The sequence below is a fragment of the Pseudomonas sp. GW821-FHT02C04 genome (assembly GCF_059421845.1).
Window position 1 is genome coordinate 1 of sequence record NZ_JBWKVT010000012.1, and the last position, 23513, is coordinate 23513.

Below are 23513 nucleotides of genomic sequence, written 5' to 3' on the forward strand. Positions count from 1 at the left end.
AGATGAAAGCAAGCCAACCACTCATCAAAAAACAGTATTGCAGAAAAGGGGGTAACCATAGATGTAAGAGCGGAACCATAAGAAGCCGTTACCGCAGCAACGGATATGTACACAATTAGCCCAGATATACCGAGATAGACGCATCCCCTCAAAAAACGATATTTCCGATCCCCCTCAAACCCCCGCTAACCTAAAGCAACAACCACCTAAAAACCCACGGGCCAGACATGCAAAGATCCACCCTAAAACCACTCCTGATCACCCTGGCCCTGACCGCCATAACCCCAATCGCCAACGCCGCAACAACCCTCGTCTACTGCTCCGAAGCCAGCCCCGCCGGCTTCGACCCCAGCCAGTACACCAGCGGCACCGACTTCGACGCCTCCGCAGAAACCGTCTTCAACCGCCTCACCCAATTCAAACGCGGCGGCACCGAAGTCGAACCCGGCCTGGCGACCAACTGGGACGTAAGCCCGGACGGCCTCCAGTACACCTTCCACCTGCGCCAAAACGTAAAATTCCATACCACCGACTACTTCACCCCGACCCGCACCTTCAACGCCGACGACGTCCTGTTCACCTTCCAGCGCCTGCTCGACCCGGAGAACACCTTTCGCAAGGCCTACCCCGCCGAGTCCCCGTACTTCACCGACATGGACCTGAACACCACGATCAAATCCGTGGAAAAACTCGACGAAAACACCGTGCGCTTCAACCTGAACAACGTCGACGCCGCCTTCGTGCAAAACCTCGCCATGAGCTTCGCCTCGGTGCAATCAGCCGAATACGCGGCCCAACTGTTGAAGGAAGGCCACGCCGCCGACCTCAACCAGAAACCGGTCGGCACCGGCCCGTTCGTGTTCAAGCGCTACCAGAAGGACTCGCAGATCCGCTACGCGGCGAACAAGGACTACTGGAAACCCGAAGACGTGAAAATCGATAACCTGATTTTCTCGATCACCCCGGACGCCGCCGTGCGCCTGCAAAAGCTCAAGACCGGCGAATGCCAGGTCAGCGGCTACCCGCGCCCGGCCGACATCGACGTGATGGAAAAAGACCCGAACCTGCGCGTACTGAAGCAGGCCGGTTTCAACCTCGGCTTCCTCGCCTACAACACCACTCACCCACCGCTGGACCAATTAAAGGTGCGTCAGGCCCTGGACATGGCCATCGACAAACCGGCGATCATCAAGGCGGTTTACCAGAGTGCCGGGCAACTCGCGCAGAACGCCTTGCCGCCCGCGCAATGGTCCTATGACCCGAATATCAAGGACGCGCCGTACGATCCCGTGAAGGCCAAGGCGCTACTCAAGGAAGCCGGGGTTGCACCGGGTACAACCATCAACCTCTGGGCGATGACCGTGCAGCGCGCGTCCAACCCGAATGCGCGGATGTCGGCACAGATGATCCAGCAGGATTGGGAGAAGATCGGCATCAAGGCCAACATCGTCAGCTATGAATGGGGCGAGTACATCAAGCGCGCCAAGAATGGCGAACACGACGCGATGATCTATGGCTGGACAGGTGACAACGGCGACCCGGACAACTGGCTGGGTGTGCTTTACAGCTGCGCGGCAGTGAAAGGCAGCAACTACGCCAAGTGGTGCGATCCGGCCTACGACAAACTGGTGCAGCAGGCCAAGGTGTCCACCGATAAATCGCAACGGGTAAAACTGTATCAACAGGCGCAACTGATCCTTAAACAGCAGGTGCCGATCACGCCGATCGCCAACTCCACGGTGTTCCAGCCACTGCGCAAGGAAGTCACCGACTTCAAGATCAGCCCGTTCGGTCTAACCCCCTTCTATGGCGTGGGTATAAATAAGTAACACCGAGCCCCAAGGCGGCGCGCAAATCGTGACCAATGCACCGTTTTGGGGCTTCGTTTGCACCGTAAAAACCGACCGCAAACGGTCAAATGCGTCAGAAGTTATACAGATGCGACATTAAGGTACGTTCGTGCCACCGTTTGATGCCGCCGGGCGCTCTGGATCTTGCATTGGGTATGGGCCCTGCATAAGTATCCGCAGGCACGACTCACGAGGTCGTACCTCAATATTAAAAAATGACAACAAATCATGAGGCCAACATGCTTAAACACGCGGTCATTCCGTTTTTAGTCGGCGCAGGCTTGTTAGCCTCCGCACCTTTCGCTTCCGCTGCGACTAACCTGGTGTTCTGCTCCGAAGGCAGCCCGGCCGGTTTCGACCCAGGCCAATACACCACCGGAACCGACTTCGACGCCTCAGCCGAAACCATGTTCAACCGTCTGACCCAGTTCGAGCGTGGCGGCACCGCCGTGATTCCTGGGCTGGCGACCAACTGGGACATTTCGACCGATGGCCTGACTTACACCTTCCACCTGCGCGAAGGCGTCAAGTTCCACACCACCTCGTATTTCAAGCCGACTCGTGAGTTCAACGCCGACGACGTACTGTTCACCTTCAATCGCATGATTAACAAGGATGACCCGTTCCGTAAGGCGTACCCGACCGAATTCCCGTACTTCACCGACATGGGGATGGATACCAACATCACCAAGATCGATAAAGTCGACGACCACACCGTCAAGTTCACTCTGAAAGAAGTCGACGCCGCGTTCATCCAGAACATGGCCATGAGCTTCGCGTCGGTTCAGTCCGCCGAGTACGCAGCCCAACTGCTGAAAGAAGGCAAGGCTGCCGACATCAACCAGAAGCCGATCGGCACTGGTCCGTTCGTGTTCAAGAGCTACCAGAAAGACTCCAACATCCGTTACACCGGCAACAAGGACTACTGGAAGCCTGATGACGTGAAGATCGACAACCTGATCTTCGCCATCACCACCGACCCGTCGGTGCGTATCCAGAAGCTGAAGAAGAACGAGTGCCAGGTCACTCTGTTCCCGCGTCCAGCCGACCTGAAAGCGTTGAATGAAGACAAAACGCTGAAGATGCCAAACCAGGCGGGCTTCAACCTGGGCTACATCGCCTACAACGTGATGGACAAGGTCAAAGGCAGCGACGAGAAAAACCCGCTGGCTGACCTGCGTGTTCGCCAGGCGCTGGACATGGCCGTCAACAAGCCACAGATCATCGACTCGGTTTACCAGGGTGCGGGCCAACTGGCCGTCAACGCCATGCCACCGACCCAGTGGTCCTACGACACCACCATCAAGGATGCCAAGTACGATCCTGAGAAAGCCAAGCAACTGCTCAAGGAAGCCGGCGTCAAGGAAGGTACCGAGATCGTCCTGTGGGCGATGCCGGTTCAGCGTCCGTACAACCCGAACGCCAAACTGATGGCCGAAATGCTCCAGTCCGACTGGAAGAAGATCGGTCTGAACGTGAAGATCACCAGCTACGAGTGGGGCGAGTACATCAAGCGCTCCAAAGGTGGCGAGAACCAGGCCATGATCATTGGCTGGAGCGGTGACAATGGTGATCCGGACAACTGGCTCAACGTGTTGTTTGGTTGCGATTCCCTGAGTGGCAACAACTTCTCCAAATGGTGCGACAAGAAATTCGACGGCCTCGTGAAAGAAGCCAAGCGCACCACTGACCAGGCCAAGCGCACCGAACTCTACAAAGAGGCGCAACACGTCCTCAAAGATGCAGTCCCTATGACACCTATCGCTCACTCGACGGTGTATCAACCCATGCGCGCCAACGTGCAGGACTTCAAGATCAGCCCATTCGGCTTGAATTCCTTCTACGGCGTCAGCGTCAAGTAAAAAACCGGCGGCGACGTTTTCAGCGTCGCCGCTGTTTTTTTCTGCCGAATAGTTAGGAATCTGCCTACATCCATTTCCACCTGGTCTTACCAGGCTGGTCTAGGACGTGTCGCCTTTTCCTACGAGTCTTTAGGACTCAGCGCATTTACTGCCAGACCTGCGGCCCCTACCGTCAGGTTCTGACCAGTGACTGCGTGGGCTATCGGTTTGCTGTGGGTTTGAGCTCAATGCAGCCACAACTTCCCTGGAAGGGATCGCGGCGCATTGAAAAACACTGAGAAAAGAGGGAGCGTCATGCGCCACACCTTGGTTTTTTCCGCATTGCTGGGCGCCGGCCTGTTGGCCGCCACGTCCGCGAGTTTTGCCGCCAGCGACAGTCTGGTGTTCTGCTCCGAAGGCAGCCCGGCCGGTTTCGATACCGCGCAGTACACGACCGCGACCGATAACGACGCCGCCGAACCGCTGTACAACCGCCTGGCCGAGTTCGAAAAAGGCGCGACCAATGTCGTACCGGGCCTGGCAACGAGCTGGGATATTTCCGAGGATGGCCTCAAGTACACCTTTCACCTGCGTGAAGGGGTGAAATTTCATACAACGGCGTACTTCAAACCTACCCGCGATTTCAACGCCGACGACGTGCTGTTCACGTTTAACCGCATGCTCGATCCGCAACAGCCATTCCGTAAGGCTTATCCGACCGAGTTCCCGTATTTCAACGGGATGAGCCTGAACAAGAACATCGCCAAGGTCGAGAAGACCGGGCCGCTGACCGTGCAGTTCACGCTCAACAGCGTCGACGCCGCGTTCATCCAGAACATCGCCATGAGCTTCGCCGCCATTCTGTCTGCCGAATACGCCGACAAGCTGCTAGCCGAGGGCAAGCCGAGCGACATCAACCAGAAGCCGATCGGCACTGGTCCGTTCGTGTTCAAGAGCTATCAGAAAGACTCGAACATCCGCTACACCGGCAACCCGCATTACTGGGATCAGAGCCGGGTGAAGCTGAAGAACCTGATTTTCGCGATCAACACCGACGCTTCGGTCCGCGTGCAGAAGCTCAAGGCTGGCGAGTGCCAGGTCACTCTGCACCCGCGCCCGGCCGATGTGCCGGCGCTGAAGAACGACCCGAAACTGCAACTGATCGAAAAGCCGGGCTTCAACCTTGGCTACATCGCCTACAACGTGCGTCACAAACCGTTCGACCAGCTCGAAGTGCGTCAGGCGCTGGACATGGCGGTGAATAAACAAGGGATTCTCAACGCTGTTTACCAGGGTGCCGGTCAACTGGCGGTCAACGCCATGCCGCCGACCCAATGGTCCTACGACACCACGATCAAGGACGCCGCCTATAACCCGGAAAAAGCCAAGGAGTTGCTCAAGGCTGCCGGCGTCAAGGAAGGCACCGAGATCACCCTGTGGGCCATGCCGGTGCAGCGCCCCTACAACCCGAACGCCAAACTGATGGCCGAAATGCTCCAGGCTGACTGGGCCAAGATCGGTCTGAAAGTGAAGATCGTCAGCTACGAATGGGGCGAGTACATCAAGCGCACCAAGAATGGCGAACACGATATCAGCCTGATCGGCTGGACCGGTGACAACGGGGATCCGGACAACTGGCTCGGCACGCTGTACAGCTGCGACGCCATTGGCGGCAACAACTACTCCATGTGGTGCGACCCGGCTTACGACAAGCTGATCAAGGAGGCCAAGGTCGTCACCGACCGCGACCAGCGCACCGTGCTTTACAAACAGGCACAGCAGTTGCTCAAGCAGCAAGTGCCGATCACGCCTGTGGCTCACTCGACGGTCAACCAGCCGTTAAGCGCCAGGATCGAAGGATTCAAGGTCAGCCCCTTCGGTCGTAACGTGTTTTCGGGTGTCAGCATCGATTAAACAAAAAACCGACTAGCCGCAACGCTGAGGAGGCCGTCTACCTCCTCACGCAAGCGCTTTGCCGAAATTCGCCAATCAGGCCTTTTGCAAACGTTTGCGATGTGTGAATGAGTTCTAAAACCAAAAACCGGCCAACCCAAAAAAGCCGGCATAAAAAGAAAGTAAAGGAGCTTCACCCATGAAACTGAGCAGCACCGCGATACTGGCCCTGGCCATCAGCAGCATCACCGCCACGGCTTATGCCGAGGAACAGAGCCAGGCGTTCACCCCGGTTACCGTCAACGAGCAGAGCGCCCAGGCTGAAGCCACCGGCTTCCTCGAAGGCTCCAAGATCAGCGGCACGACCCGTAACTGGTACGCCAACGAGCAACTGAAACGTGGCGGCAAGTTCACCTACCGCAAAGACGGCGTCGCGACCCCGACCGATCGTCGTATCAACTGGGTGCAGGGCACCATCGTCAACTACACCTCCGGCTTCACTCAGGGCACCGTCGGTGTCAGCACTGAAGTGGCCGCGTACAACGCCGTTGCCCTGGAGCGCGATCGCAAGGATCTGGCCTCCAACAATGGTGGCGCACCAGGTTCGCGTCCAGGCGCAGGCAACAACCGTACGCTGACCAAAGAAGGCGGCGACGCTGAAGGCCAGTGGAGCAAACTGGGCCTGGCCAACGTCAAGTTCCGCGTTTCCAACACCACGCTGACCGCCGGTCGCCAGAACTTCAGCACGCCAATCGTCGACACCATCGGCAACCGTGCGCTGCCTTCGAGCTTTGAAGGTGTCAGCCTGCACAGCGAAGAGCTGAACAACCTGTCGTTCGACGCCGGCAGCTTCGACCGCGTATCGCCGCGTACCGAAGAGAGCCTGTCGAAATTCCGCTCCGAGTACACCAATAACAGCGCCGAGACCGATCGCGTGAGCATCGTCGGCCTGAACTACCAGCCGCTGAAAAGCCTGAAGACCAGCCTGTACGCTTCCAAGGTTGAAGACTTCTGGAACCAGTACTACTTCGGCGCCACCCACGAACTGGGTGACAGCAACGTCGTAAGCCTGACCACCGGCCTGAACTACTACAAGACCGTCGATACCGGCAAAAAAGAGATGGGCAACATCGACAACGACACCTACTCCCTGTCGTTCGGTCTGACCCACCAGGCCCACAGCCTGACCTTCTCGTACCAGGAAATTAACGGTAACGAGTACTTCGACTACCTGCACGAAACCAACGGCATCTACCTGGCCAACTCCCTGCTGTCCGACTTCAACGGCCCGAACGAGAAATCCTTCCAGGTCGCCTACGGTCTGAACATGGCCGAATACGGCGTGCCAGGCCTGAAGTTCAACATCTACCAGGCTCGCGGCTGGGGCATCGACGGTACTCACTACACCGGCACTGCGTATGACGTGAAAAACATGGACGGCGAGCACCACTACGAATACGGCATCGGTGCAACCTATGCCGTACAGAGCGGCCCACTCAAGGCCACCACCATCCGTGGTACCTACACCGCTCACCGCGCCAGCGAAAACCAGGCTGACGGCAGCATCAACGAGTTCCGTCTCGTGACCACCGTACCATTCAACATCCTGTAAAAACGCACGCCGACGGCTGACTCAGTGACGAGTCGGCCGTTCGGCTTTTTGTCTTCAACCGATTGCAGAGGGTTCTTGATGAAAATGCTTCCCCTACGTGCGGCCATCGCTGCCGCGTTGCTGAGTGTCGCTGTCGGCGTCTCGGCCAAACCCTTGGTGGTCTGCACCGAAGCCAGCCCGGAAGGCTTCGATATGGTCCAGTACACGACTGCAGTCACTGCCGACGCGGTGGCCGAAACCATCTTCAACCGTCTGGCCGACTTCAAGCCAGGCACCACTGAAGTGATCCCGGCGCTTGCCGAGTCCTGGGACATCAGCGACGACGGCCTGACCTACACGTTCCACCTGCGCAAAGGCGTCAAGTTCCACACCACCGAATACTTCAAGCCGACTCGCGACATGAACGCCGACGACGTGGTCTGGAGCTTCCAGCGTCAGCTGGACCCGAATCACCCGTGGCACAAGCTGTCGAGCGTGGGCTTCCCGTACTTTGAAAGCATGGGCTTCAAGGAACTGCTGAAGAGCGTCGAGAAAGTCGACGACAACACGGTCAAGTTCACCCTGACCCGCCGCGAAGCGCCGTTCCTGGCCGACATCGCCATGGCGTTCTCCTCGATCTACCCGGCCGAATACGCCGACCAGTTGCTCAAGGCCAACAAGACCGGCGACCTGAACAACAAGCCGGTCGGCACTGGCCCGTTCGTCTTCCAGCGCTACAACAAGGACGCCCAGGTTCGCTTCAAGGCCAACCCGGACTATTTCCGTGGCAAGCCGCCGGCTGATGCCCTGATTCTGGCCATCGCCACCGACAACAACGTGCGCCTGCAGAAACTCAAGGCCAACGAGTGCCAGGTCGCGCTGTATCCGAAGCCGGACGACATCCCGAGCATCAAGAAAGACAGCAACCTGAAAGTCGATGAAATGGACGCGATGACCGTCTCCTACATCGCCATGAACACCCAGCACAAATACATCAGCGACGTGCGGGTGCGTAAAGCGATCGACATCGCCTTCGACAAGGAAGCCTATGTCAACGCACTGTTCGGCAAGGGCAACGCCTCGGTCGCGGTCAACCCGTACCCGCCGACCCTGCTGGGCTACAACCACGAGCTGAAGAACCCGCCACATGACCTCGATGCAGCGCGCAAACTGCTCAAGGAAGCCGGCGTGCCGGAAGGCACCGTGTTCACCCTGTTCACCCGCAACGGCGGCGGCCCGACCAACCCTAACCCGATGCTCGGCGCGCAAATGATGCAGGCTGACCTGGCGAAAGTCGGGATCAAGATCGACATCCGCGTGATGGAATGGGGCGAAATGCTCAAACGCGCCAAGGCCGGCGAACACGACATGGTTTCGGCCGGATGGGCGGGCGACAACGGCGACCCGGATAACTTCCTGACGCCTATGCTCAGTTGCGAAGCCGCCAAGAACGGCGAAAACTACGCTCGCTGGTGCAACGAGAAATTCCAGACCCTGCTTGACGAAGCACGGGCTAAAGTAGATCCGGCCGAACGCGCCAAACTGTACGAAGAAGCCCAGGCCATCTTCAATCAGGACCAGCCGTGGATCAGCATGGCCCACACCCGGATGTTCACCGCAATGCGCAACAACGTAGAGGGTTATCACATCAGCCCTCTGACAACCAATAACTTCGCCACCACCCAGGTGAAGTAGATAAGAAACTCCCGGCCTCCCTGACCCCAGGGTCGCCGGGCACGCCTAACCGGCCGATGAGGTACCACACAAGATGTTAAGTTTTATTGCCCGCCGACTGGGGTTGTTGATCCCCACGTTTTTCGGCATCACCTTGCTGACTTTCGCGTTGATTCGCATGATCCCCGGCGATCCCGTGGAAGTGATGATGGGCGAACGTCGGGTCGATCCCGAAATGCACGCTCAGGCAATGGAACGCCTCGGTCTGAACAAGCCCCTGTATGCCCAGTACCTGGATTACATCGGCAAGCTGGCCCACGGCGACCTCGGCGAATCCCTGCGTACCCGTGAAAGCGTCTGGACCGAGTTCACGCAACTGTTCCCGGCCACCTTTGAATTGTCGATGGCTGCCCTGCTGTTCGCCGGCGTCTTCGGGCTGCTGGCCGGCGTCATTGCCGCCCTCAAGCGAGGGTCCCTGTTCGATCATGGAGTAATGGGCATATCCCTCACGGGATACTCGATGCCCATCTTCTGGTGGGGCCTGATTCTCATCATGTTTTTCTCGGTCAGCCTGGGCTGGACGCCAGTTTCCGGGCAAAACGACCTGTTGATCGACGTTGAACGCAAAACGCACTTCATGCTGATCGATACCTGGCTCAGCGATGAACCGGGCGCCCTGCTCGACTACCTGCATCACCTGATCCTGCCCGCCATTGTGCTGGGCACCATTCCGCTGGCGGTAATCGCCCGGATGACCCGTTCCTCCATGCTCGAAGTGTTGCGCGAAGACTACATCCGTACAGCCCGTGCCAAAGGCCTGTCGCCAGCACGCGTGGTGTTCGTCCACGGCCTGCGCAACGCGTTGATTCCGGTGCTGACCGTGGTCGGCCTGCAAGTCGGCACCCTGCTGGCCGGCGCCGTCCTGACCGAAACCATCTTCTCCTGGCCCGGCATCGGCAAATGGCTGATCGAAGCCATTGGCGCCCGGGACTATCCGGTCGTGCAAAACGGCATCTTGCTGATTGCCTGCATTGTGATTCTGGTCAACTTCGTGGTGGACATCCTCTACGGCTTTGCCAACCCACGCATTCGTCACCAGCGCTGAGGTCAATACCCATGAGCACTCCAACATCCTCAGTAGCCACCGCCACCTCGAACGTGGATCAAAGCCTGCTGTATCCGTCGCCGTACAAGGAGTTCTGGCAAGCATTCGCCAAGAACAAGGGCGCCGTCGCCGGTCTGGCGTTCTTCACCCTGATCGTGTTCTGCGCGATCTTTGCCCCCTGGGTCGCGCCGCACCATCCGAGCGAGCAATACCGTGACTTCCTGCTCACCCCGCCGGTGTGGCTGGAAGGCGGGCAATGGCAGTTCATCCTCGGCACCGACGAACTGGGACGCGACTTGCTGTCCCGCCTGATCCAGGGTTCGCGCCTGTCGCTGCTGATCGGTCTGTCCTCGGTGGTGATGTCGCTGATCCCGGGTATCTTCATGGGCCTGCTGGCCGGTTTCTTCCCGAAGATCCTCGGTCCGACCATCATGCGTCTGATGGACATCATGCTGGCCCTGCCGTCGCTGCTGCTGGCCGTGGCGATCGTCGCCATCCTCGGCCCTGGCCTGATCAACACCGTGATCGCCATTGCCGTGGTCTCGCTGCCGTCCTACGTACGTCTGACCCGAGCTGCGGTGATGGGCGAACTGAACCGCGACTACGTGACCGCCGCGCGCCTGGCCGGTGCCGGCCTGCCACGCCTGATGTTCATCACCGTGCTGCCGAACTGCATGGCGCCGCTGATCGTTCAGGCAACCCTGAGCTTCTCCTCGGCGATCCTCGACGCCGCCGCCCTGGGCTTCCTCGGCCTCGGCGTACAGCCGCCAACCCCTGAGTGGGGCACCATGCTGGCTTCGGCCCGCGACTACATCGAACGCGCCTGGTGGGTAGTGAGTCTGCCTGGTTTGACCATTTTGCTCAGCGTGCTGGCAATCAACTTGATGGGCGACGGTCTGCGCGATGCGCTGGACCCGAAACTCAAGAACGCCGCCTGAGGAGATTCCCATGTCACTGTTAGAAATCAAGAATCTCAACGTACGCTTCGGCGACAAGAACGCCACTCCGGTGGTCGACGGCCTCGACCTCAAGGTGGACAAGGGCGAAGTCCTGGCCATCGTGGGCGAGTCGGGTTCCGGCAAGTCCGTGACCATGATGGCGCTGATGGGCCTGATCGAGCACCCGGGGATCGTGACTGCCGACTCCCTGAGTTTCGACGGCAAGGACATGCTCAAACTGAGCAATCGCCAGCGTCGGCAGATCGTCGGCAAAGACCTGTCCATGGTGTTCCAGGACCCGATGACTGCGCTCAACCCGAGCTACACCGTCGGTTTCCAGATCGAAGAAGTGCTGCGCCTGCACCTGAAAATGTCCGGCAAGCAAGCGCGTAAACGCGCCATCGAACTGCTGGAAAAAGTGGAAATCCCGGGCGCCGCGAGCCGTATGGACGCCTATCCGCACCAACTGTCCGGCGGTATGAGCCAGCGTGTGGCGATTGCCATGGCGATTGCCGGCGAGCCGAAACTGCTGATCGCCGACGAACCGACCACCGCACTCGACGTGACGATTCAGGCGCAGATCATGGACCTGCTGCTGGCGCTGCAGAAAGAGCAGAACATGGGCCTGGTGCTGATCACCCACGACCTCGCCGTCGTGGCTGAAACCGCCCAGCGCGTCTGCGTGATGTACGCCGGTCAAGCCGTTGAAGTCGGTCAGGTGCCGCAACTGTTCGACATCCCGGCCCACCCGTACAGCGAAGCGCTGCTCAAGGCGATTCCGGAACACAGCCAGGGTGCCGAGCGTCTGGCGACCCTGCCGGGCATCGTTCCCGGCCGTTACGACCGTCCGCAAGGCTGTCTGCTGTCGCCACGCTGCCCGTACGTGCAGGACAGCTGCCGCACCCAGCGTCCGACCCTTGACCCGAAAAGCAACAGCCTCGCCCGCTGCTTCTACCCGTTGAACCAGGAGGTGGCGTAATGGCCGTCGTACTTACCGCCCGCGACCTGACCCGTCACTACGAAGTCTCCCGTGGCCTGTTCAAGGGCCATGCGACCGTACGCGCCCTCAACGGTGTGTCGTTCGAACTGGAAGCCGGCAAGACCCTCGCCGTTGTAGGTGAGTCGGGTTGTGGCAAATCCACCCTGGCCCGCGCCCTGACCCTGATCGAGGAGCCATCGTCCGGTTCCCTGAAAATCGCCGGGCAAGAAGTGGCCGGCGCCGACAAGGCCCAGCGCAAGCAACTGCGCAAAGACGTGCAGATGGTGTTCCAGAGCCCGTACGCCTCGTTGAACCCACGGCAGAAAGTCGGTGACCAGCTCGGCGAGCCGCTGCTGATCAACACCAACCTGTCGGCTGCCGAACGTCGCGAGAAAGTCCAGGCGATGATGAAGCAGGTCGGCTTGCGTCCCGAGCACTACCAGCGTTATCCGCACATGTTCTCCGGCGGTCAGCGTCAGCGTATTGCGCTGGCTCGCGCCATGATGCTGCAACCGAAAGTGCTGGTGGCGGACGAACCGACCTCGGCGCTCGACGTATCGATCCAGGCCCAGGTACTGAACCTGTTCATGGATCTGCAGCAGGAGTTCAACACTGCCTACGTGTTCATCTCGCACAACCTCGCGGTGGTGCAACACGTGGCCGATGACGTGATGGTGATGTACCTCGGTCGCCCGGTGGAAATGGGCCCGAAGAACGACATCTACGAGCGCCCGCTGCATCCGTACACCCAGGCGCTGCTGTCGGCGACCCCGACCATCCACCCGGACCCGAACAAGCCGAAAATCAAGATCGTCGGCGAGTTGCCCAACCCGCTGAACCCGCCGCCGGGCTGTGCTTTCCACAAGCGCTGCCCGTACGCGACCGAGCGTTGCAGTACTGAAGAACCGGCGTTGCGCCCCCTCGACAATCGGCAGGTGGCTTGCCACTACGCCGAGCAGTTCCTCGACGGCGCGGCCTGAAAAAACCCGCCCTGTTGCCAGGGCGGGCTGATGAGTTGACCAAACCTCTTCTTCTTCGATTGCGCATCAGTCGGGGAAGAAGGGGTTTTCTTTTGTCTGCGATCTACGTCTGGCTATCGCCATCATCCGGATCATCGGTATCCGGCTCGTCGGTGGTCGAGTCGTCATCGTCCTTGCTGCCGCCCTGATCCTGATCACCCGGTTCGGACTCGGACTTGGCGAGCATGATCACCGCTGCGTGGCCATGGGCAGCGTTAAAACCCTGCGGTGGGCCGCCAGTACTCGCCCAAGCCGCCGTGGTGCCGAGCGTCAGCATCACCAAAACCTTAAGCAACAACACTATGCGTTGAAAAATGCTCATGAGCGTTTCCATCCTTTCGTGATTGAAGCCAGAGTGCCGATCCGGCGCTGAATAAAATCTAGTTCCGATCAGCCGGGTTCACCAGATAGGACGCTAACCAATGCCCATAATTGCTGCGGGTGGACAGACCGCTTTCGAATAACTTCCATAACCGGATCAGCTAAGCGAGGCGGCCTTGCGGGTTTGCAAGGGCTGCTTGCCCGTCACCCGCAAACGGGTCGCCAGATACACCAGCGGGACGGACATCAGCGCCAGCATCGCACTGGCCACCCAGACGCTGTGACCGCCGAACTGCCCGTAAAGCTGACCGCTCAGCACCGGTGACAGCAGCGCGCTCGCACTCCAGGCCATGAAAAACAGACCGAAGTACTGACCGCTCTTTCCGGTTTGCGCATGCTGCATGACCAGCACATTCAGCGGCGGCATGAACAGCGCTTCACCAAGGGTCCAGACCACTGTCGACAGGCAGGCATAAAACAAACCGGAACCCAGCGGCAACATGCCCAGCCCGACCGCCAGCAGTATGCAGCCGGCAATCAATGGCCGGCACGAGCCCCAGCGTTCGCCCCAATGCGAGATTGGAATCTGCAGCGCCACGACAAGGACTGCGTTGATCGCGAACTGCCAGCCAATGGCCTCGGTACTCAAGCGATAGTAATCGCGCAAATAGTTGCCGAGCGTGCTGTAGACCGTGTCGAACGCCATGCCGAGCAGGACGGTCGCCGCCAGCAGCCAGAGGAATGGCTTGTCGCGATACGGCAGGCCGGAGCCAATCTGCGCCGCAGGTGTTTCATGCGGGACAAGAACCGGTCGCCGCCAGGTCGTGCGGACAAACCAGAGCAACGCCACCAGCGTCAGCGCCGCACTGATGAAGAACACCCAGCGAAAATCCGTCTGCGCCAGCACACCGCCCGCGATACCGGCGGCGGCCATCCCGAGGTTTCGCGCGATACGGCTCAAGGCCTGCGCCCGTGGGCGTTGCGCAACCTCGCAATATTCCATGATCAAGCGTTGATGCAGCGTGCGGATCGCGCCGTCGATCGTACCGCTGAGCAACAGCAGCCCGGCCAGCAACGGCACTTGCGTGACCAGCCCGAGCCCGAGCAGCACCCACGCTGAAACGAAGAACAGCGCCGCCGTCAGCCGAGCGGTGCGGATATGGTCACTGAGCAAGCCGCCCAGCATCGAACCGATCAACAGCCCGCCGCCGTACACTGCCAACAGCCAGCCAACGGTCTCGATGGCGAAGCCCAGTTCCTGACGCAGGTACAGCGCCATGAACAGCTTGACCATGCTGCTCAGCCGATTGATGAACAACAGCGCCGCCAGCACCCAGGCCATGGTGCTGAAGTAACCGTCGAGTCGCAGCAGATGAATCAACCGACCGGTCATTACCTTGATCCCTCCTTGATCATTCTTCGCCGCAGGTTCGCACCCGGATCAAATGGACCCGCCCATACTCAATCAACAGGCAAAAAAAAGCCCACTGTTTTATCAGTGGGCTTTCGGGCGTCACCGGTCAGCGCTTAGTGGTGCTCACGCGTCGCACGGAATTTCACGTCCGGCCAGCGCTCTTCCATCAGGGCCAGGTTGACACGGGTCGGAGCGAGGTAGGTCAGGTGACCGCCGCCGTCCAGCGCCAGGTTTTCCACAGCCTTGTTGGAGAATTCCTCCAGCTTCTTCTTGTCGCCGCATTCGATCCAGCGCGCGGAGTACACGGTGATCGGCTCGTAGGAGCACTCGACCTTGTATTCCTCTTTCAGGCGGCTGGCGACCACATCGAACTGCAGCACACCGACGGCGCCGAGGATGATGTCGTTGCTGCGTTCCGGGAAGAACACCTGAGTCGCGCCTTCTTCGGCCAGCTGTTGCAGGCCCTGGCGCAGTTGCTTGGATTTCAGCGGATCGCGCAGGCGTACGCGGCGGAACAGTTCCGGGGCGAAGTGCGGGATACCGGTGAAGCCCAGGCTTTCGCCTTCGCTGAAGGTGTCGCCGATCTGGATCGTGCCGTGGTTGTGCAGACCGATGATGTCGCCGGCGTACGCCTCTTCCAGTTGCTCACGCTCGGAAGAGAAGAACGTCAGGGCGTCGCCGATGCGCACGTCCTTGCCGGTACGCACGTGGCGCATCTTCATGCCTTTTTCGTACTTGCCGGAGCAGATACGCATGAAGGCGATGCGGTCGCGGTGTTTCGGGTCCATGTTCGCCTGGATCTTGAAGATGAAGCCCGAGAACTTCTCTTCCACCGGCTCCACAGTACGCTCGTTGGCCACACGGGCCAGCGGGCGCGGCGCCCAGTCGACCACGGCGTCGAGCACGTGATCGACACCGAAGTTGCCCAGTGCCGTACCGAAGAACACCGGGGTCAGCTGACCGTCGAGGAACTCCTGCTGGTTGAACTCGTGGCAGGCGCCCTGCACCAGTTCCAGCTGTTCGAGGAAACGATCGTACTCGTCGCCCAGGTGTGCGCGGGCTTCGTCGGAGTCGAGCTTCTCGATGATCTTGGTTTCGGTGCGTTCGTGACCGTGACCGGCGGTGTAGACAATGATGTAGTCGTCGGCCAGGTGGTACACGCCCTTGAAGTCGCGGTAGCAACCGATCGGCCAGGTGATCGGCGCAGCCTTGATCTTCAGGACGGCTTCGATCTCGTCGAGCAGTTCGATCGGGTCGCGGATGTCACGGTCGAGTTTGTTGATGAAGCTGACAATCGGCGTGTCACGCAGACGGCAGACGTCCATCAGCGCGATGGTACGTGGCTCTACACCCTTACCGCCGTCGAGGACCATCAAGGCCGAGTCCACCGCCGTCAGGGTGCGGTAAGTATCTTCGGAGAAGTCTTCGTGGCCCGGGGTGTCGAGCAGGTTGATCATGTGTTCGCGATACGGGAACTGCATGACCGACGTGGTAATCGAGATGCCCCGCTGCTTTTCCATCTCCATCCAGTCGGATGTCGCGTGGCGGTCGGATTTACGGGATTTCACCGTACCGGCCACCGCAATCGCCTTGCCCATCAGCAAGAGCTTTTCGGTGATGGTGGTTTTACCGGCATCGGGGTGGGAAATAATGGCGAAAGTGCGGCGTTTCGCGACTTCGGCGGCCTGGTTGGTCATAGGAAATCGCCTGGCGGTGATTCAAAAAAGGGCCGCGATTATAGCCCAAGTCAACGCAATAACCGAACCGTTGAGCACATTAAGGGTGGCCAAATGCTGCCGTGGATGGGAACCTTTTAAAGCACGGAGACGTCCATCCCCTGTTACGACTTTTCGTCAGGGGCTGAAAAATCAGCAAGTTAGCCTGACGAGGCTGCGCTCATGGCTCGCTTTCAGACCGCTGTTGCCGGTGCTGGGGGAGCTGCTTCTCGCGAACGTTATTTTCCCGGCAGCCAGGCATGGCATGCCACTCGGGACGGCGTTCGCCGACTATAAAAAAGGAGTCCGCCTGTGGCTATCCGCTATGGCAAAGGGCTGATGGGAGGTGCGGTGGTGATCGCGCTCCTGGCCCTGCTGGTCCACTGGATCGGCATCAACACGATCGAACACTACCGCGACGATTTGTTGTTTTACCTGCAAGCTCATCTGATTCTCGTCCTCGCTTCAATGCTGGCCGCCCTTGTCGTGGGCATCCCCGCCGGTATCTTCCTGAGCCGCCCGACCATGGTCGGCCGCGCCGAACGCTTCATGCAGATCTTCAATATCGGCAACACCGTGCCACCGCTGGCCGTGCTCGCGATTGCCCTGGGGATTCTCGGCATTGGCAGCGGCCCGGCGATCTTCGCCCTGTTCCTCGCCTCGCTTTTGCCGATTGTGCGCAACACCTACGAAGGCCTGAAAAACGTCCAGGGCTCACTCAAAGAAGCCGCCGTCGGCATCGGCATGACCCCGCGCCAGGTGCTGTGGCAAGTCGAGTTGCCCAACGCCGTGCCGATCATTGTCGGCGGTGTGCGCGTGGCGCTGGCGATCAATGTCGGTACTGCGCCGCTGGCCTTCCTGATCGGCGCCAACAGCCTCGGCAGCCTGATTTTCCCCGGCATCGCCCTGAACAATCAGCCGCAACTGCTGCTCGGCGCCGCGTGCACCGCGCTGCTGGCCCTGCTGCTCGATGGCGTGGTCACCCTCGCCAGCCGTCTCTGGCTGGAGCGCGGTTTGCGCCCGTCTTAAGGCTTCGGCAAAGGAATATTCATGAAACGACTTAGTTTGATTCTGAGCTGTGCCCTGCTGTTCGCAGGATTTGCCCAGGCGGCGGACAAGCCGCTCATTCGCCTCGGCGCCCGGGTATTCACCGAGCAGACCCTGCTCGCGGAAATCACCGCGCAATACCTGCGCAGCAAAGGCTACGACGCGCAGATCACCGGTGGTCTGGGCAGCAACCTGGCCCGCAGCGCCCACGAAAGCGGGCAACTGGACATGCTCTGGGAATACACCGGCGTATCGCTGGTGGCCTACAACCATGTCACCGAAAAACTCGACAGCGAACAGTCCTACGCCCGGGTGAAAGAACTCGACGCGAAAAAAGGCCTGGTCTGGCTGACACCATCGAAATTCAGCAACACCTACGCCCTCGCCCTGCCGAAAAACATCGCCGAGGAATACCCGCAGATCAGCAACATCAGTCAGTTGAACGACGTGCTGCGTAACGAAGCCAAGCGCAATCACCTGGTCGCGCTGGACACCGAGTTCGCCAACCGTTCGGACGGTCTGGACGGCATGGTCAAGCTCTACGACATGAACCTGACCCGCCAGAACATCCGGCAGATGGACGCGGGGCTGGTCTACACCGCACTGCGCAACGGGCAAGTGTTTGCCGGTCTGGTCTACACCACTGACGGTCGCCTCAACGCGTTCGGCCTGAAGCTGCTCGAAGACGACAAGCATTACTTCCCGGACTACACCGCTGCGCCAGTCGTGCGTCAGGCCTACCTCGACGCCCACCCGCAACTGGCGGAACAACTCAAGCCGCTGGCCGAACTGTTCGACGACGAAACCATGCGCCAGCTCAATGCGCGGGTCGATGTCGATCACGAGAGCCCGTCGAAAGTTGCTGCCGATTTCCTGCGCCAGCATCCACTGAACTAAAGGAGGAAAAGTCATGGAATTCCTGAACGCCTTTTCCCACCTCGACTGGCAGCAGGTGATGCACCTGACCTGGCAACACATCACCCTGGTCGGCATCGCCGTCAGCCTGGCGATCCTCATCGGCGTGCCGCTAGGCATCCTGATGACGCGTTTCCCGAGCCTCGCGGGCCCGTTGCAAGCCAGCGCCACGGTGCTGCTGACCGTGCCGTCGATTGCCCTGTTCGGCCTGCTGCTGCCGTTCTACTCGAAATTCGGCCAGGGCCTCGGCCCGATGCCGGCGATCACCGCCGTGTTCCTTTATTCACTGCTGCCGATCATGCGCAACACCTACCTCGCCCTGACCGGTGTCGAGCCGGGCATCCGCGAAGCCGCACGCGGCATCGGCATGACCTTCGGCCAGCGCCTGCGCATGGTCGAGTTGCCGATTGCGGTGCCGGTGATCCTCGCCGGCGTGCGCACCGCCGTGGTGATGAACATCGGCGTGATGACCATCGCCGCGACCATCGGTGCCGGCGGCCTCGGCGTGCTGATCCTCGCCTCCATCAGCCGCAGTGACATGTCGATGCTCATCGTCGGCGCGCTGCTGGTCAGTCTTCTGGCGATCTTCGCCGACCTGTTTTTGCAGTGGCTGCAACGCTCTTTGACTCCAAAAGGATTACTCAAATGATCGAACTTCAAAACCTCAGCAAGACCTTCCAAAGCAACGGCAAAGATGTGAAAGCCGTGGACTCGGTGAGCCTGACCGTCAATGAAGGCGAAATCTGCGTATTCCTCGGGCCATCGGGCTGCGGCAAAAGCACCACGCTGAAAATGATCAACCGCCTGATCAAACCGACCTCGGGCAAGATCCTGATCAACGGCGAAGACACCACCGACCTCGACGAAGTGACCCTGCGTCGCAACATCGGCTACGTGATCCAGCAGATCGGTCTGTTCCCGAACATGACCATCGAAGAAAACATCGTGGTGGTGCCGAAACTGCTCGGCTGGGACAAACAGAAATGCCACGACCGCGCCCGCGAACTGATGAGCATGATCAAGCTTGAGCCCAAACAGTATCTGCATCGCTATCCGCGTGAATTGTCCGGCGGTCAGCAGCAACGGATCGGCGTGATCCGCGCACTGGCGGCGGATGCACCGCTGTTGCTGATGGACGAGCCGTTCGGCGCGGTCGATCCGATCAACCGCGAAATGATCCAGAACGAGTTCTTCGAAATGCAGCGCGCGCTGAACAAGACCGTGATCATGGTCAGCCACGACATCGACGAAGCGATCAAGCTCGGCGACAAGATCGCCATCTTCCGCGCCGGCAAGCTGTTGCAGATCGATCACCCGGACACCCTGCTCGCTCATCCGGCGGACGACTTCGTCAGCAATTTCGTCGGCCAGGACAGCACGCTCAAACGCCTGCTGCTGGTGAAAGCCGAAGACGCGGCGGACAACGCGCCATCGGTTAGCCCGGGAACTCCGGTGGCCGATGCGCTGGAGTTGATGGACGAGCATGACCGCCGCTATGTCGTGGTCACCTGCTCCGAGAACAAAGCACTGGGGTATGTACGACGTCGCGACTTGCACCGTCAGACCGGGACCTGTGCGCAGTTCCTGCGGGAGTTCAACGCCACCGCGGCGTACGACGAGCATTTGCGCATCCTTCTGTCGCGGATGTACGAGTTCAATCGGGCATGGTTGCCAGTGATGGATGCCGAGCGAGTGTTCCTCGGGGAGGTCACTCAGGAGTCGATTGCGGCGTACCTGAGCTCGGGTCGATCGCGCGGAATGAAGACCAATATTGTGTCACCGGCCGAGGCAGTGGCCTGATCAAAAACAAAAGGGCTGTTCGACAGCCCTTTTTTTCGACCGCCGGATCCTCAACGCCGGGATTTTTTTGCCAACGATGAGCCGGCAAGAAATATCAACACATCAGAGGGCCGAACCCGGCCGACTTTATCAGTCTCAACCAGCAACTTCCCCCTCATCTGCCCTTCTCGCCGCCAACGTCGCCGATGTTGAAGTGATCACACTTATCCATGACTTGGCACACATCAGCATCGAACGTGCAGGTATTTTTAACACCTGAAAATTATTGCGGAACATCTGACCGTCATCTCGGTCGGCTACAAAGAGTGATATCCGCGACGCACGTCAGAAGCGTGCAAAAACGCGACATTTTTAGTTGATCTCAGGCCCCTCACGCCCTAAAGTTCGCGCCGAACGTCCATGCTGGAAACGATCCATCCGGCTCAAGTACTGACGACGAGACAGCAAGGCCAAGGGCAGCGACCCATGGCCTTTTTGCTTTCGGCGACATGCCTTGGGAAGTAGGCGAACCAAAGTGGGGATACGGAGGGCGTTCATTTGCACCCATTGTTTTTACGAGTTTGCCCATAGGAGCTCCCAGCATGTCGATCCAGGTCGAAGACTATTTCGCGCGCGCCACTTTTGACAAAATGAAGGCGTTCGCCGACAAACAGGAAACCCCGTTCGTGGTGATCGACACCGCGATGATCGCCCAGGCCTACGATGACCTGCGCGCCGGTTTCGAATTCGCCAAGGTCTACTACGCGGTCAAGGCCAACCCGGCCGTCGAGATCATCGACCTGCTCAAAGAGAAAGGGTCGAGCTTCGACATCGCCTCGATCTATGAGCTTGACAAAGTGCTGGGCCGTGGCGTCAGCCCGGACCGCATCAGCTACGGCAACACCATCAAGAAATCCAAGGACATCCGCTACTTCTACGAGAAGGGCGTGCGTCTGTTCTCCACCGACTCCGAAGCCGACCTGCGCAACATCGCCAAGGCTGCGCCGGGCTCGAAAATCTACGTGCGCATCCTGACCGAAGGCTCGACCACGGCTGACTGGCCACTGTCGCGCAAATTCGGCTGCCAGACTGACATGGCCATGGACCTGCTGATCCTCGCCCGCGACCTGGGCCTGGTGCCTTACGGCATCTCGTTCCACGTCGGTTCGCAACAGCGCGACATCAGCGTCTGGGACGCGGCGATCGCCAAGGTCAAAGTGATCTTCGAGCGCCTGAAAGAAGAAGACGGCATCCACCTGAAGCTGATCAACATGGGCGGTGGCTTCCCGGCCAACTACATCACCCGCACCAACAGCCTGGAAACCTATGCCGAAGAAATCATCCGTTTCCTGAAGGAAGACTTCGGTGATGACCTGCCGGAAATCATTCTGGAACCGGGCCGTTCGCTGATCGCCAACGCCGGTATCCTGGTCAGCGAAGTGGTGCTGGTCGCGCGTAAATCCCGTACCGCCGTCGAGCGTTGGGTTTATACCGATGTGGGCAAGTTCTCCGGCCTGATCGAAACCATGGACGAAGCGATCAAGTTCCCGATCTGGACCGAGAAGAAAGGCGAGATGGAAGAAGTCGTGATCGCCGGCCCGACCTGCGACAGCGCCGACATCATGTACGAAAACTACAAGTACGGCCTGCCGCTGAACCTGGCGATCGGTGATCGCCTGTACTGGCTGTCGACCGGTGCGTACACCACCAGTTACAGCGCCGTAGAGTTCAATGGCTTCCCGCCGCTGAAGTCGTTCTACGTGTAAGCGTTGCTGCCGTAATGCAAAAAGCCCATGACGTGTCATGGGCTTTTTTGTGGCTGCGATTCAGGTGCTCTGTAACTCGGCGCAACGGTGAGCGTATGCCTGCGCCAGTGCCTGGATTCTCGGATCGGTTGCGCTCGCCAGCGTCTGGCTCGCCACTCGCAGGAAATTCAGGTTGCCGCCGGCCAGCGCTTTCTCCAGCCAGGCCAACGCATCATCAACGCGCCCCTCAGCCGCCAGTACCGCTGCATAACTGAACTGCCCGCGAAAGTCCCCGCCCTCGGCAGAGCGTCGATACCAGTCACGGGCCGCTGCGGGATTCGCCGGGCACACTTGCCCCTCTTCCAGATAACGTCCGAGCAGGTTCATCGACTTGGCATGACCGGCCTCGGCCGCGCGTTGATAAAACGCCATGGCCTGTAGATGATCGACAACGACACCGCGCCCGGTCGCGAGCAGATTGGCGAGGTTGTACATCGCCCAATCCAGCCCGGCATCCGCTGCAACGCGATAATGCCTGGCGGCAACCGCCGCGTCGGCCACACAACCCCATCCGTGTTCATGACAGCGACCGAGCATGTTGCGCGCCATCAAATGACCTTGCCCTGCGGCGATTTCAAACCAGCGCAATGCCAGCGGTTGATCCTGAGCAATCCCATGACCATCAAGCAGAATCTGCCCGAGCAGCGCCTGCGCTTCGAGCACGCCCTCACCTGCCGCCATCAGAATCGCCTGAGCCGCACGGGCCGGACTTTCTTCAAGCATGGCGGTGAGGCGCTCGCCGTCGAGGACTTCCTCGCGGCGCAAACGAAAGTCCGCCACTTATACCTCGACCCAGCGACGCAACAGGTTGTGATAGGTGCCGGTGAGGCGGATCAGCGAAGGGTGATCGGGCATGTCCTGCGTCAGCTGCTGGATCGCGCCGTCCATCTCGAACAGCAACGCGCGCTGACTGTCTTCGCGCACCAGACTTTGGGTCCAGAAGAACGAGGCATACCGAGCGCCACGAGTCACCGCGTTGACTTTATGCAGGCTGGTGCCGGGGTAAAGCACCATGTCGCCGGCGGGCAGTTTCACGCGCTGGGTGCCGAAGGTGTCCTGGATTTCCAGCTCGCCGCCGTCGTAGTCCTCGGGTTCGCTGAAAAACAGCGTGGCCGACAGATCGGTGCGTACCCGCTCGATGCTGCCCTTGGGCTGGCGCACGGCGTTGTCGATGTGGAAATCGAAACTGCCACCCGCCGTGTAGCAGTTGAGTAACGGCGGAAATACCTTGTGCGGCAGCGCGGCGGACATGAACAGCGGATTTTTCCACAGGCGCTCAAGCATCGCGGCGCCGATTTCCTTGGCCAGCGGATGGCCTTCGGGCAGTTGCAGATTGTGCTTGGCCTTGGCCGATTGATAGCCGGCGGTGATCTTGCCATCGGCCCAGTCGGCCTGTTCCAGAGCCTCGCGGATGCGCCGCACTTCGTCTTTCTCGAACAGAGCGGGGATGTGCAGCAGCATGTCGAAGTCACCTGATGGCAAAGAGGCGGCAATGGTATTGATTCTTATTGGCTGTGTAAAACCCGCTAGACGAATGAACTGGCAAAAACCGTAAGGTTAAATTGTAAAGAATGTAAATTCAGTGCGGATAGCAATGTTTCGCAATTGATACGAATACCTGTTTACC

The 23513-nt window shown here is 59.5% G+C and carries 19 protein-coding genes; 14 read left to right on the top strand and 5 right to left on the bottom strand.

Features of this window, described 5'->3' with window-relative positions; translation table 11 throughout:
* Positions 1-227 precede the first annotated feature (227 nt).
* The 9 genes from AC07VV_RS28950 (at position 228) to AC07VV_RS28990 (ending at position 12851) form a co-directional block, all read left to right on the top strand.
* Positions 228-1829 carry an ABC transporter substrate-binding protein gene (locus AC07VV_RS28950; RefSeq protein ID WP_495038189.1) on the top strand — a complete coding sequence of 534 codons (1602 nt, stop codon included), beginning with the start codon at positions 228-230 and terminating at the stop codon, positions 1827-1829.
* Between the two features lie 260 nt (positions 1830-2089).
* Positions 2090-3712, top strand: a complete 1623-nt coding sequence (locus AC07VV_RS28955) for an ABC transporter substrate-binding protein (RefSeq protein ID WP_495038190.1) — start codon at positions 2090-2092, stop codon at positions 3710-3712.
* A gap of 294 nt (positions 3713-4006) precedes the next feature.
* A complete protein-coding gene (locus AC07VV_RS28960; RefSeq protein ID WP_096818901.1) occupies positions 4007-5605 on the top strand; it encodes an ABC transporter substrate-binding protein in 1599 nt (532 codons plus the stop codon).
* Between the two features lie 178 nt (positions 5606-5783).
* Entirely contained in the window at positions 5784-7196 is a 1413-nt protein-coding gene (locus AC07VV_RS28965; RefSeq protein ID WP_495038191.1) for an OprD family porin, read from the top strand.
* 78 nt (positions 7197-7274) lie between these two features.
* Positions 7275-8870: an ABC transporter substrate-binding protein gene (locus tag AC07VV_RS28970; RefSeq protein ID WP_495038192.1), complete on the top strand. Its 1596-nt coding sequence runs from the start codon at positions 7275-7277 to the stop codon at positions 8868-8870.
* Positions 8871-8943: 73 nt separating this feature from the next.
* Positions 8944-9954 carry an ABC transporter permease subunit gene (locus AC07VV_RS28975; RefSeq protein WP_096818896.1) on the top strand — a complete coding sequence of 337 codons (1011 nt, stop codon included), beginning with the start codon at positions 8944-8946 and terminating at the stop codon, positions 9952-9954.
* An 11-nt stretch (positions 9955-9965) separates the two neighbouring features.
* Positions 9966-10892 carry an ABC transporter permease subunit gene (locus AC07VV_RS28980; RefSeq protein ID WP_495038193.1) on the top strand — a complete coding sequence of 309 codons (927 nt, stop codon included), beginning with the start codon at positions 9966-9968 and terminating at the stop codon, positions 10890-10892.
* Positions 10893-10902: 10 nt separating this feature from the next.
* On the top strand, positions 10903-11871 hold the full coding sequence (locus tag AC07VV_RS28985; RefSeq protein WP_192559769.1) for an ABC transporter ATP-binding protein: 969 nt from the start codon (positions 10903-10905) through the stop codon (positions 11869-11871).
* Positions 11871-12851 carry a peptide ABC transporter ATP-binding protein gene (locus AC07VV_RS28990; protein ID WP_053117064.1) on the top strand — a complete coding sequence of 327 codons (981 nt, stop codon included), beginning with the start codon at positions 11871-11873 and terminating at the stop codon, positions 12849-12851. Before AC07VV_RS28985 ends, AC07VV_RS28990 begins: the two co-directional genes overlap by 1 nt.
* 103 nt (positions 12852-12954) lie before the next feature.
* Here the strand turns inward: AC07VV_RS28990 and AC07VV_RS28995 are convergent, their stop codons facing one another.
* From AC07VV_RS28995 to AC07VV_RS29005, 3 genes are all read right to left on the bottom strand, one after another.
* Positions 12955-13212, bottom strand: coding sequence for a hypothetical protein (locus AC07VV_RS28995; protein WP_495038194.1), 258 nt, complete (start codon positions 13210-13212; stop codon positions 12955-12957).
* A gap of 156 nt (positions 13213-13368) precedes the next feature.
* Positions 13369-14604, bottom strand: coding sequence for an MFS transporter (locus AC07VV_RS29000; RefSeq protein ID WP_495038195.1), 1236 nt, complete (start codon positions 14602-14604; stop codon positions 13369-13371).
* A gap of 134 nt (positions 14605-14738) precedes the next feature.
* Positions 14739-16322: a peptide chain release factor 3 gene (locus AC07VV_RS29005; protein WP_096818886.1), complete on the bottom strand. Its 1584-nt coding sequence runs from the start codon at positions 16320-16322 to the stop codon at positions 14739-14741.
* A gap of 357 nt (positions 16323-16679) precedes the next feature.
* On the opposite strand from AC07VV_RS29005, the gene AC07VV_RS29010 reads away from it, so the two are divergent.
* The 5 genes from AC07VV_RS29010 to AC07VV_RS29030 all read left to right on the top strand — a co-directional run bounded on the left by AC07VV_RS29010 (position 16680) and on the right by AC07VV_RS29030 (position 21847).
* The gene (locus tag AC07VV_RS29010) at positions 16680-17369 is read left to right on the top strand and encodes an ABC transporter permease (protein WP_169432591.1); all 690 of its coding nucleotides are present in this window, start codon (positions 16680-16682) and stop codon (positions 17367-17369) included.
* A gap of 21 nt (positions 17370-17390) precedes the next feature.
* Positions 17391-18284 (top strand): glycine betaine ABC transporter substrate-binding protein, encoded by an 894-nt coding sequence (locus tag AC07VV_RS29015; RefSeq protein ID WP_495038196.1) that lies wholly within the window; start codon positions 17391-17393, stop codon positions 18282-18284.
* Between the two features lie 13 nt (positions 18285-18297).
* A complete protein-coding gene (locus AC07VV_RS29020) occupies positions 18298-18951 on the top strand; it encodes an ABC transporter permease (RefSeq protein ID WP_085729571.1) in 654 nt (217 codons plus the stop codon).
* Positions 18948-20102, top strand: coding sequence for an osmoprotectant ABC transporter ATP-binding protein OsmV (locus tag AC07VV_RS29025; RefSeq protein ID WP_495038197.1), 1155 nt, complete (start codon positions 18948-18950; stop codon positions 20100-20102). Before AC07VV_RS29020 ends, AC07VV_RS29025 begins: the two co-directional genes overlap by 4 nt.
* A 581-nt stretch (positions 20103-20683) precedes the next feature.
* The gene (locus AC07VV_RS29030; RefSeq protein ID WP_102619415.1) at positions 20684-21847 is read left to right on the top strand and encodes a type III PLP-dependent enzyme; all 1164 of its coding nucleotides are present in this window, start codon (positions 20684-20686) and stop codon (positions 21845-21847) included.
* 60 nt (positions 21848-21907) lie between these two features.
* Here AC07VV_RS29030 and AC07VV_RS29035 read toward each other — a convergent pair whose 3' ends face one another.
* A complete protein-coding gene (locus AC07VV_RS29035; RefSeq protein ID WP_495038198.1) occupies positions 21908-22666 on the bottom strand; it encodes a tetratricopeptide repeat protein in 759 nt (252 codons plus the stop codon).
* The gene (locus AC07VV_RS29040) at positions 22667-23347 is read right to left on the bottom strand and encodes a Fe2+-dependent dioxygenase (RefSeq protein WP_085698411.1); all 681 of its coding nucleotides are present in this window, start codon (positions 23345-23347) and stop codon (positions 22667-22669) included. It lies immediately after the preceding gene.
* Positions 23348-23513: the final 166 nt, after the last annotated feature.

Excerpts from the sequence above, each read along its gene's own strand:
- AC07VV_RS28965 (WP_495038191.1), top strand. The coding sequence starts at position 5,784 with ATGAAACTGAGCAGCACCGCGATACTGGCCCTGGCCATCAGCAGCATC.
- AC07VV_RS29000 (WP_495038195.1), bottom strand. The coding sequence starts at position 14,604 with ATGACCGGTCGGTTGATTCATCTGCTGCGACTCGACGGTTACTTCAGC.
- AC07VV_RS28950 (WP_495038189.1), top strand. The coding sequence starts at position 228 with ATGCAAAGATCCACCCTAAAACCACTCCTGATCACCCTGGCCCTGACC.
- AC07VV_RS29020 (WP_085729571.1), top strand. The coding sequence starts at position 18,298 with ATGGAATTCCTGAACGCCTTTTCCCACCTCGACTGGCAGCAGGTGATG.
- AC07VV_RS29010 (WP_169432591.1), top strand. The coding sequence starts at position 16,680 with ATGGGAGGTGCGGTGGTGATCGCGCTCCTGGCCCTGCTGGTCCACTGG.
- AC07VV_RS29015 (WP_495038196.1), top strand. The coding sequence starts at position 17,391 with ATGAAACGACTTAGTTTGATTCTGAGCTGTGCCCTGCTGTTCGCAGGA.
- AC07VV_RS29030 (WP_102619415.1), top strand. The coding sequence starts at position 20,684 with ATGTCGATCCAGGTCGAAGACTATTTCGCGCGCGCCACTTTTGACAAA.
- AC07VV_RS28980 (WP_495038193.1), top strand. The coding sequence starts at position 9,966 with ATGAGCACTCCAACATCCTCAGTAGCCACCGCCACCTCGAACGTGGAT.
- AC07VV_RS28975 (WP_096818896.1), top strand. The coding sequence starts at position 8,944 with ATGTTAAGTTTTATTGCCCGCCGACTGGGGTTGTTGATCCCCACGTTT.
- AC07VV_RS28960 (WP_096818901.1), top strand. The coding sequence starts at position 4,007 with ATGCGCCACACCTTGGTTTTTTCCGCATTGCTGGGCGCCGGCCTGTTG.
- AC07VV_RS28990 (WP_053117064.1), top strand. The coding sequence starts at position 11,871 with ATGGCCGTCGTACTTACCGCCCGCGACCTGACCCGTCACTACGAAGTC.
- AC07VV_RS29025 (WP_495038197.1), top strand. The coding sequence starts at position 18,948 with ATGATCGAACTTCAAAACCTCAGCAAGACCTTCCAAAGCAACGGCAAA.
- AC07VV_RS28955 (WP_495038190.1), top strand. The coding sequence starts at position 2,090 with ATGCTTAAACACGCGGTCATTCCGTTTTTAGTCGGCGCAGGCTTGTTA.
- AC07VV_RS28985 (WP_192559769.1), top strand. The coding sequence starts at position 10,903 with ATGTCACTGTTAGAAATCAAGAATCTCAACGTACGCTTCGGCGACAAG.
- AC07VV_RS28995 (WP_495038194.1), bottom strand. The coding sequence starts at position 13,212 with ATGAGCATTTTTCAACGCATAGTGTTGTTGCTTAAGGTTTTGGTGATG.
- AC07VV_RS29040 (WP_085698411.1), bottom strand. The coding sequence starts at position 23,347 with ATGCTGCTGCACATCCCCGCTCTGTTCGAGAAAGACGAAGTGCGGCGC.
- AC07VV_RS29005 (WP_096818886.1), bottom strand. The coding sequence starts at position 16,322 with ATGACCAACCAGGCCGCCGAAGTCGCGAAACGCCGCACTTTCGCCATT.
- AC07VV_RS28970 (WP_495038192.1), top strand. The coding sequence starts at position 7,275 with ATGAAAATGCTTCCCCTACGTGCGGCCATCGCTGCCGCGTTGCTGAGT.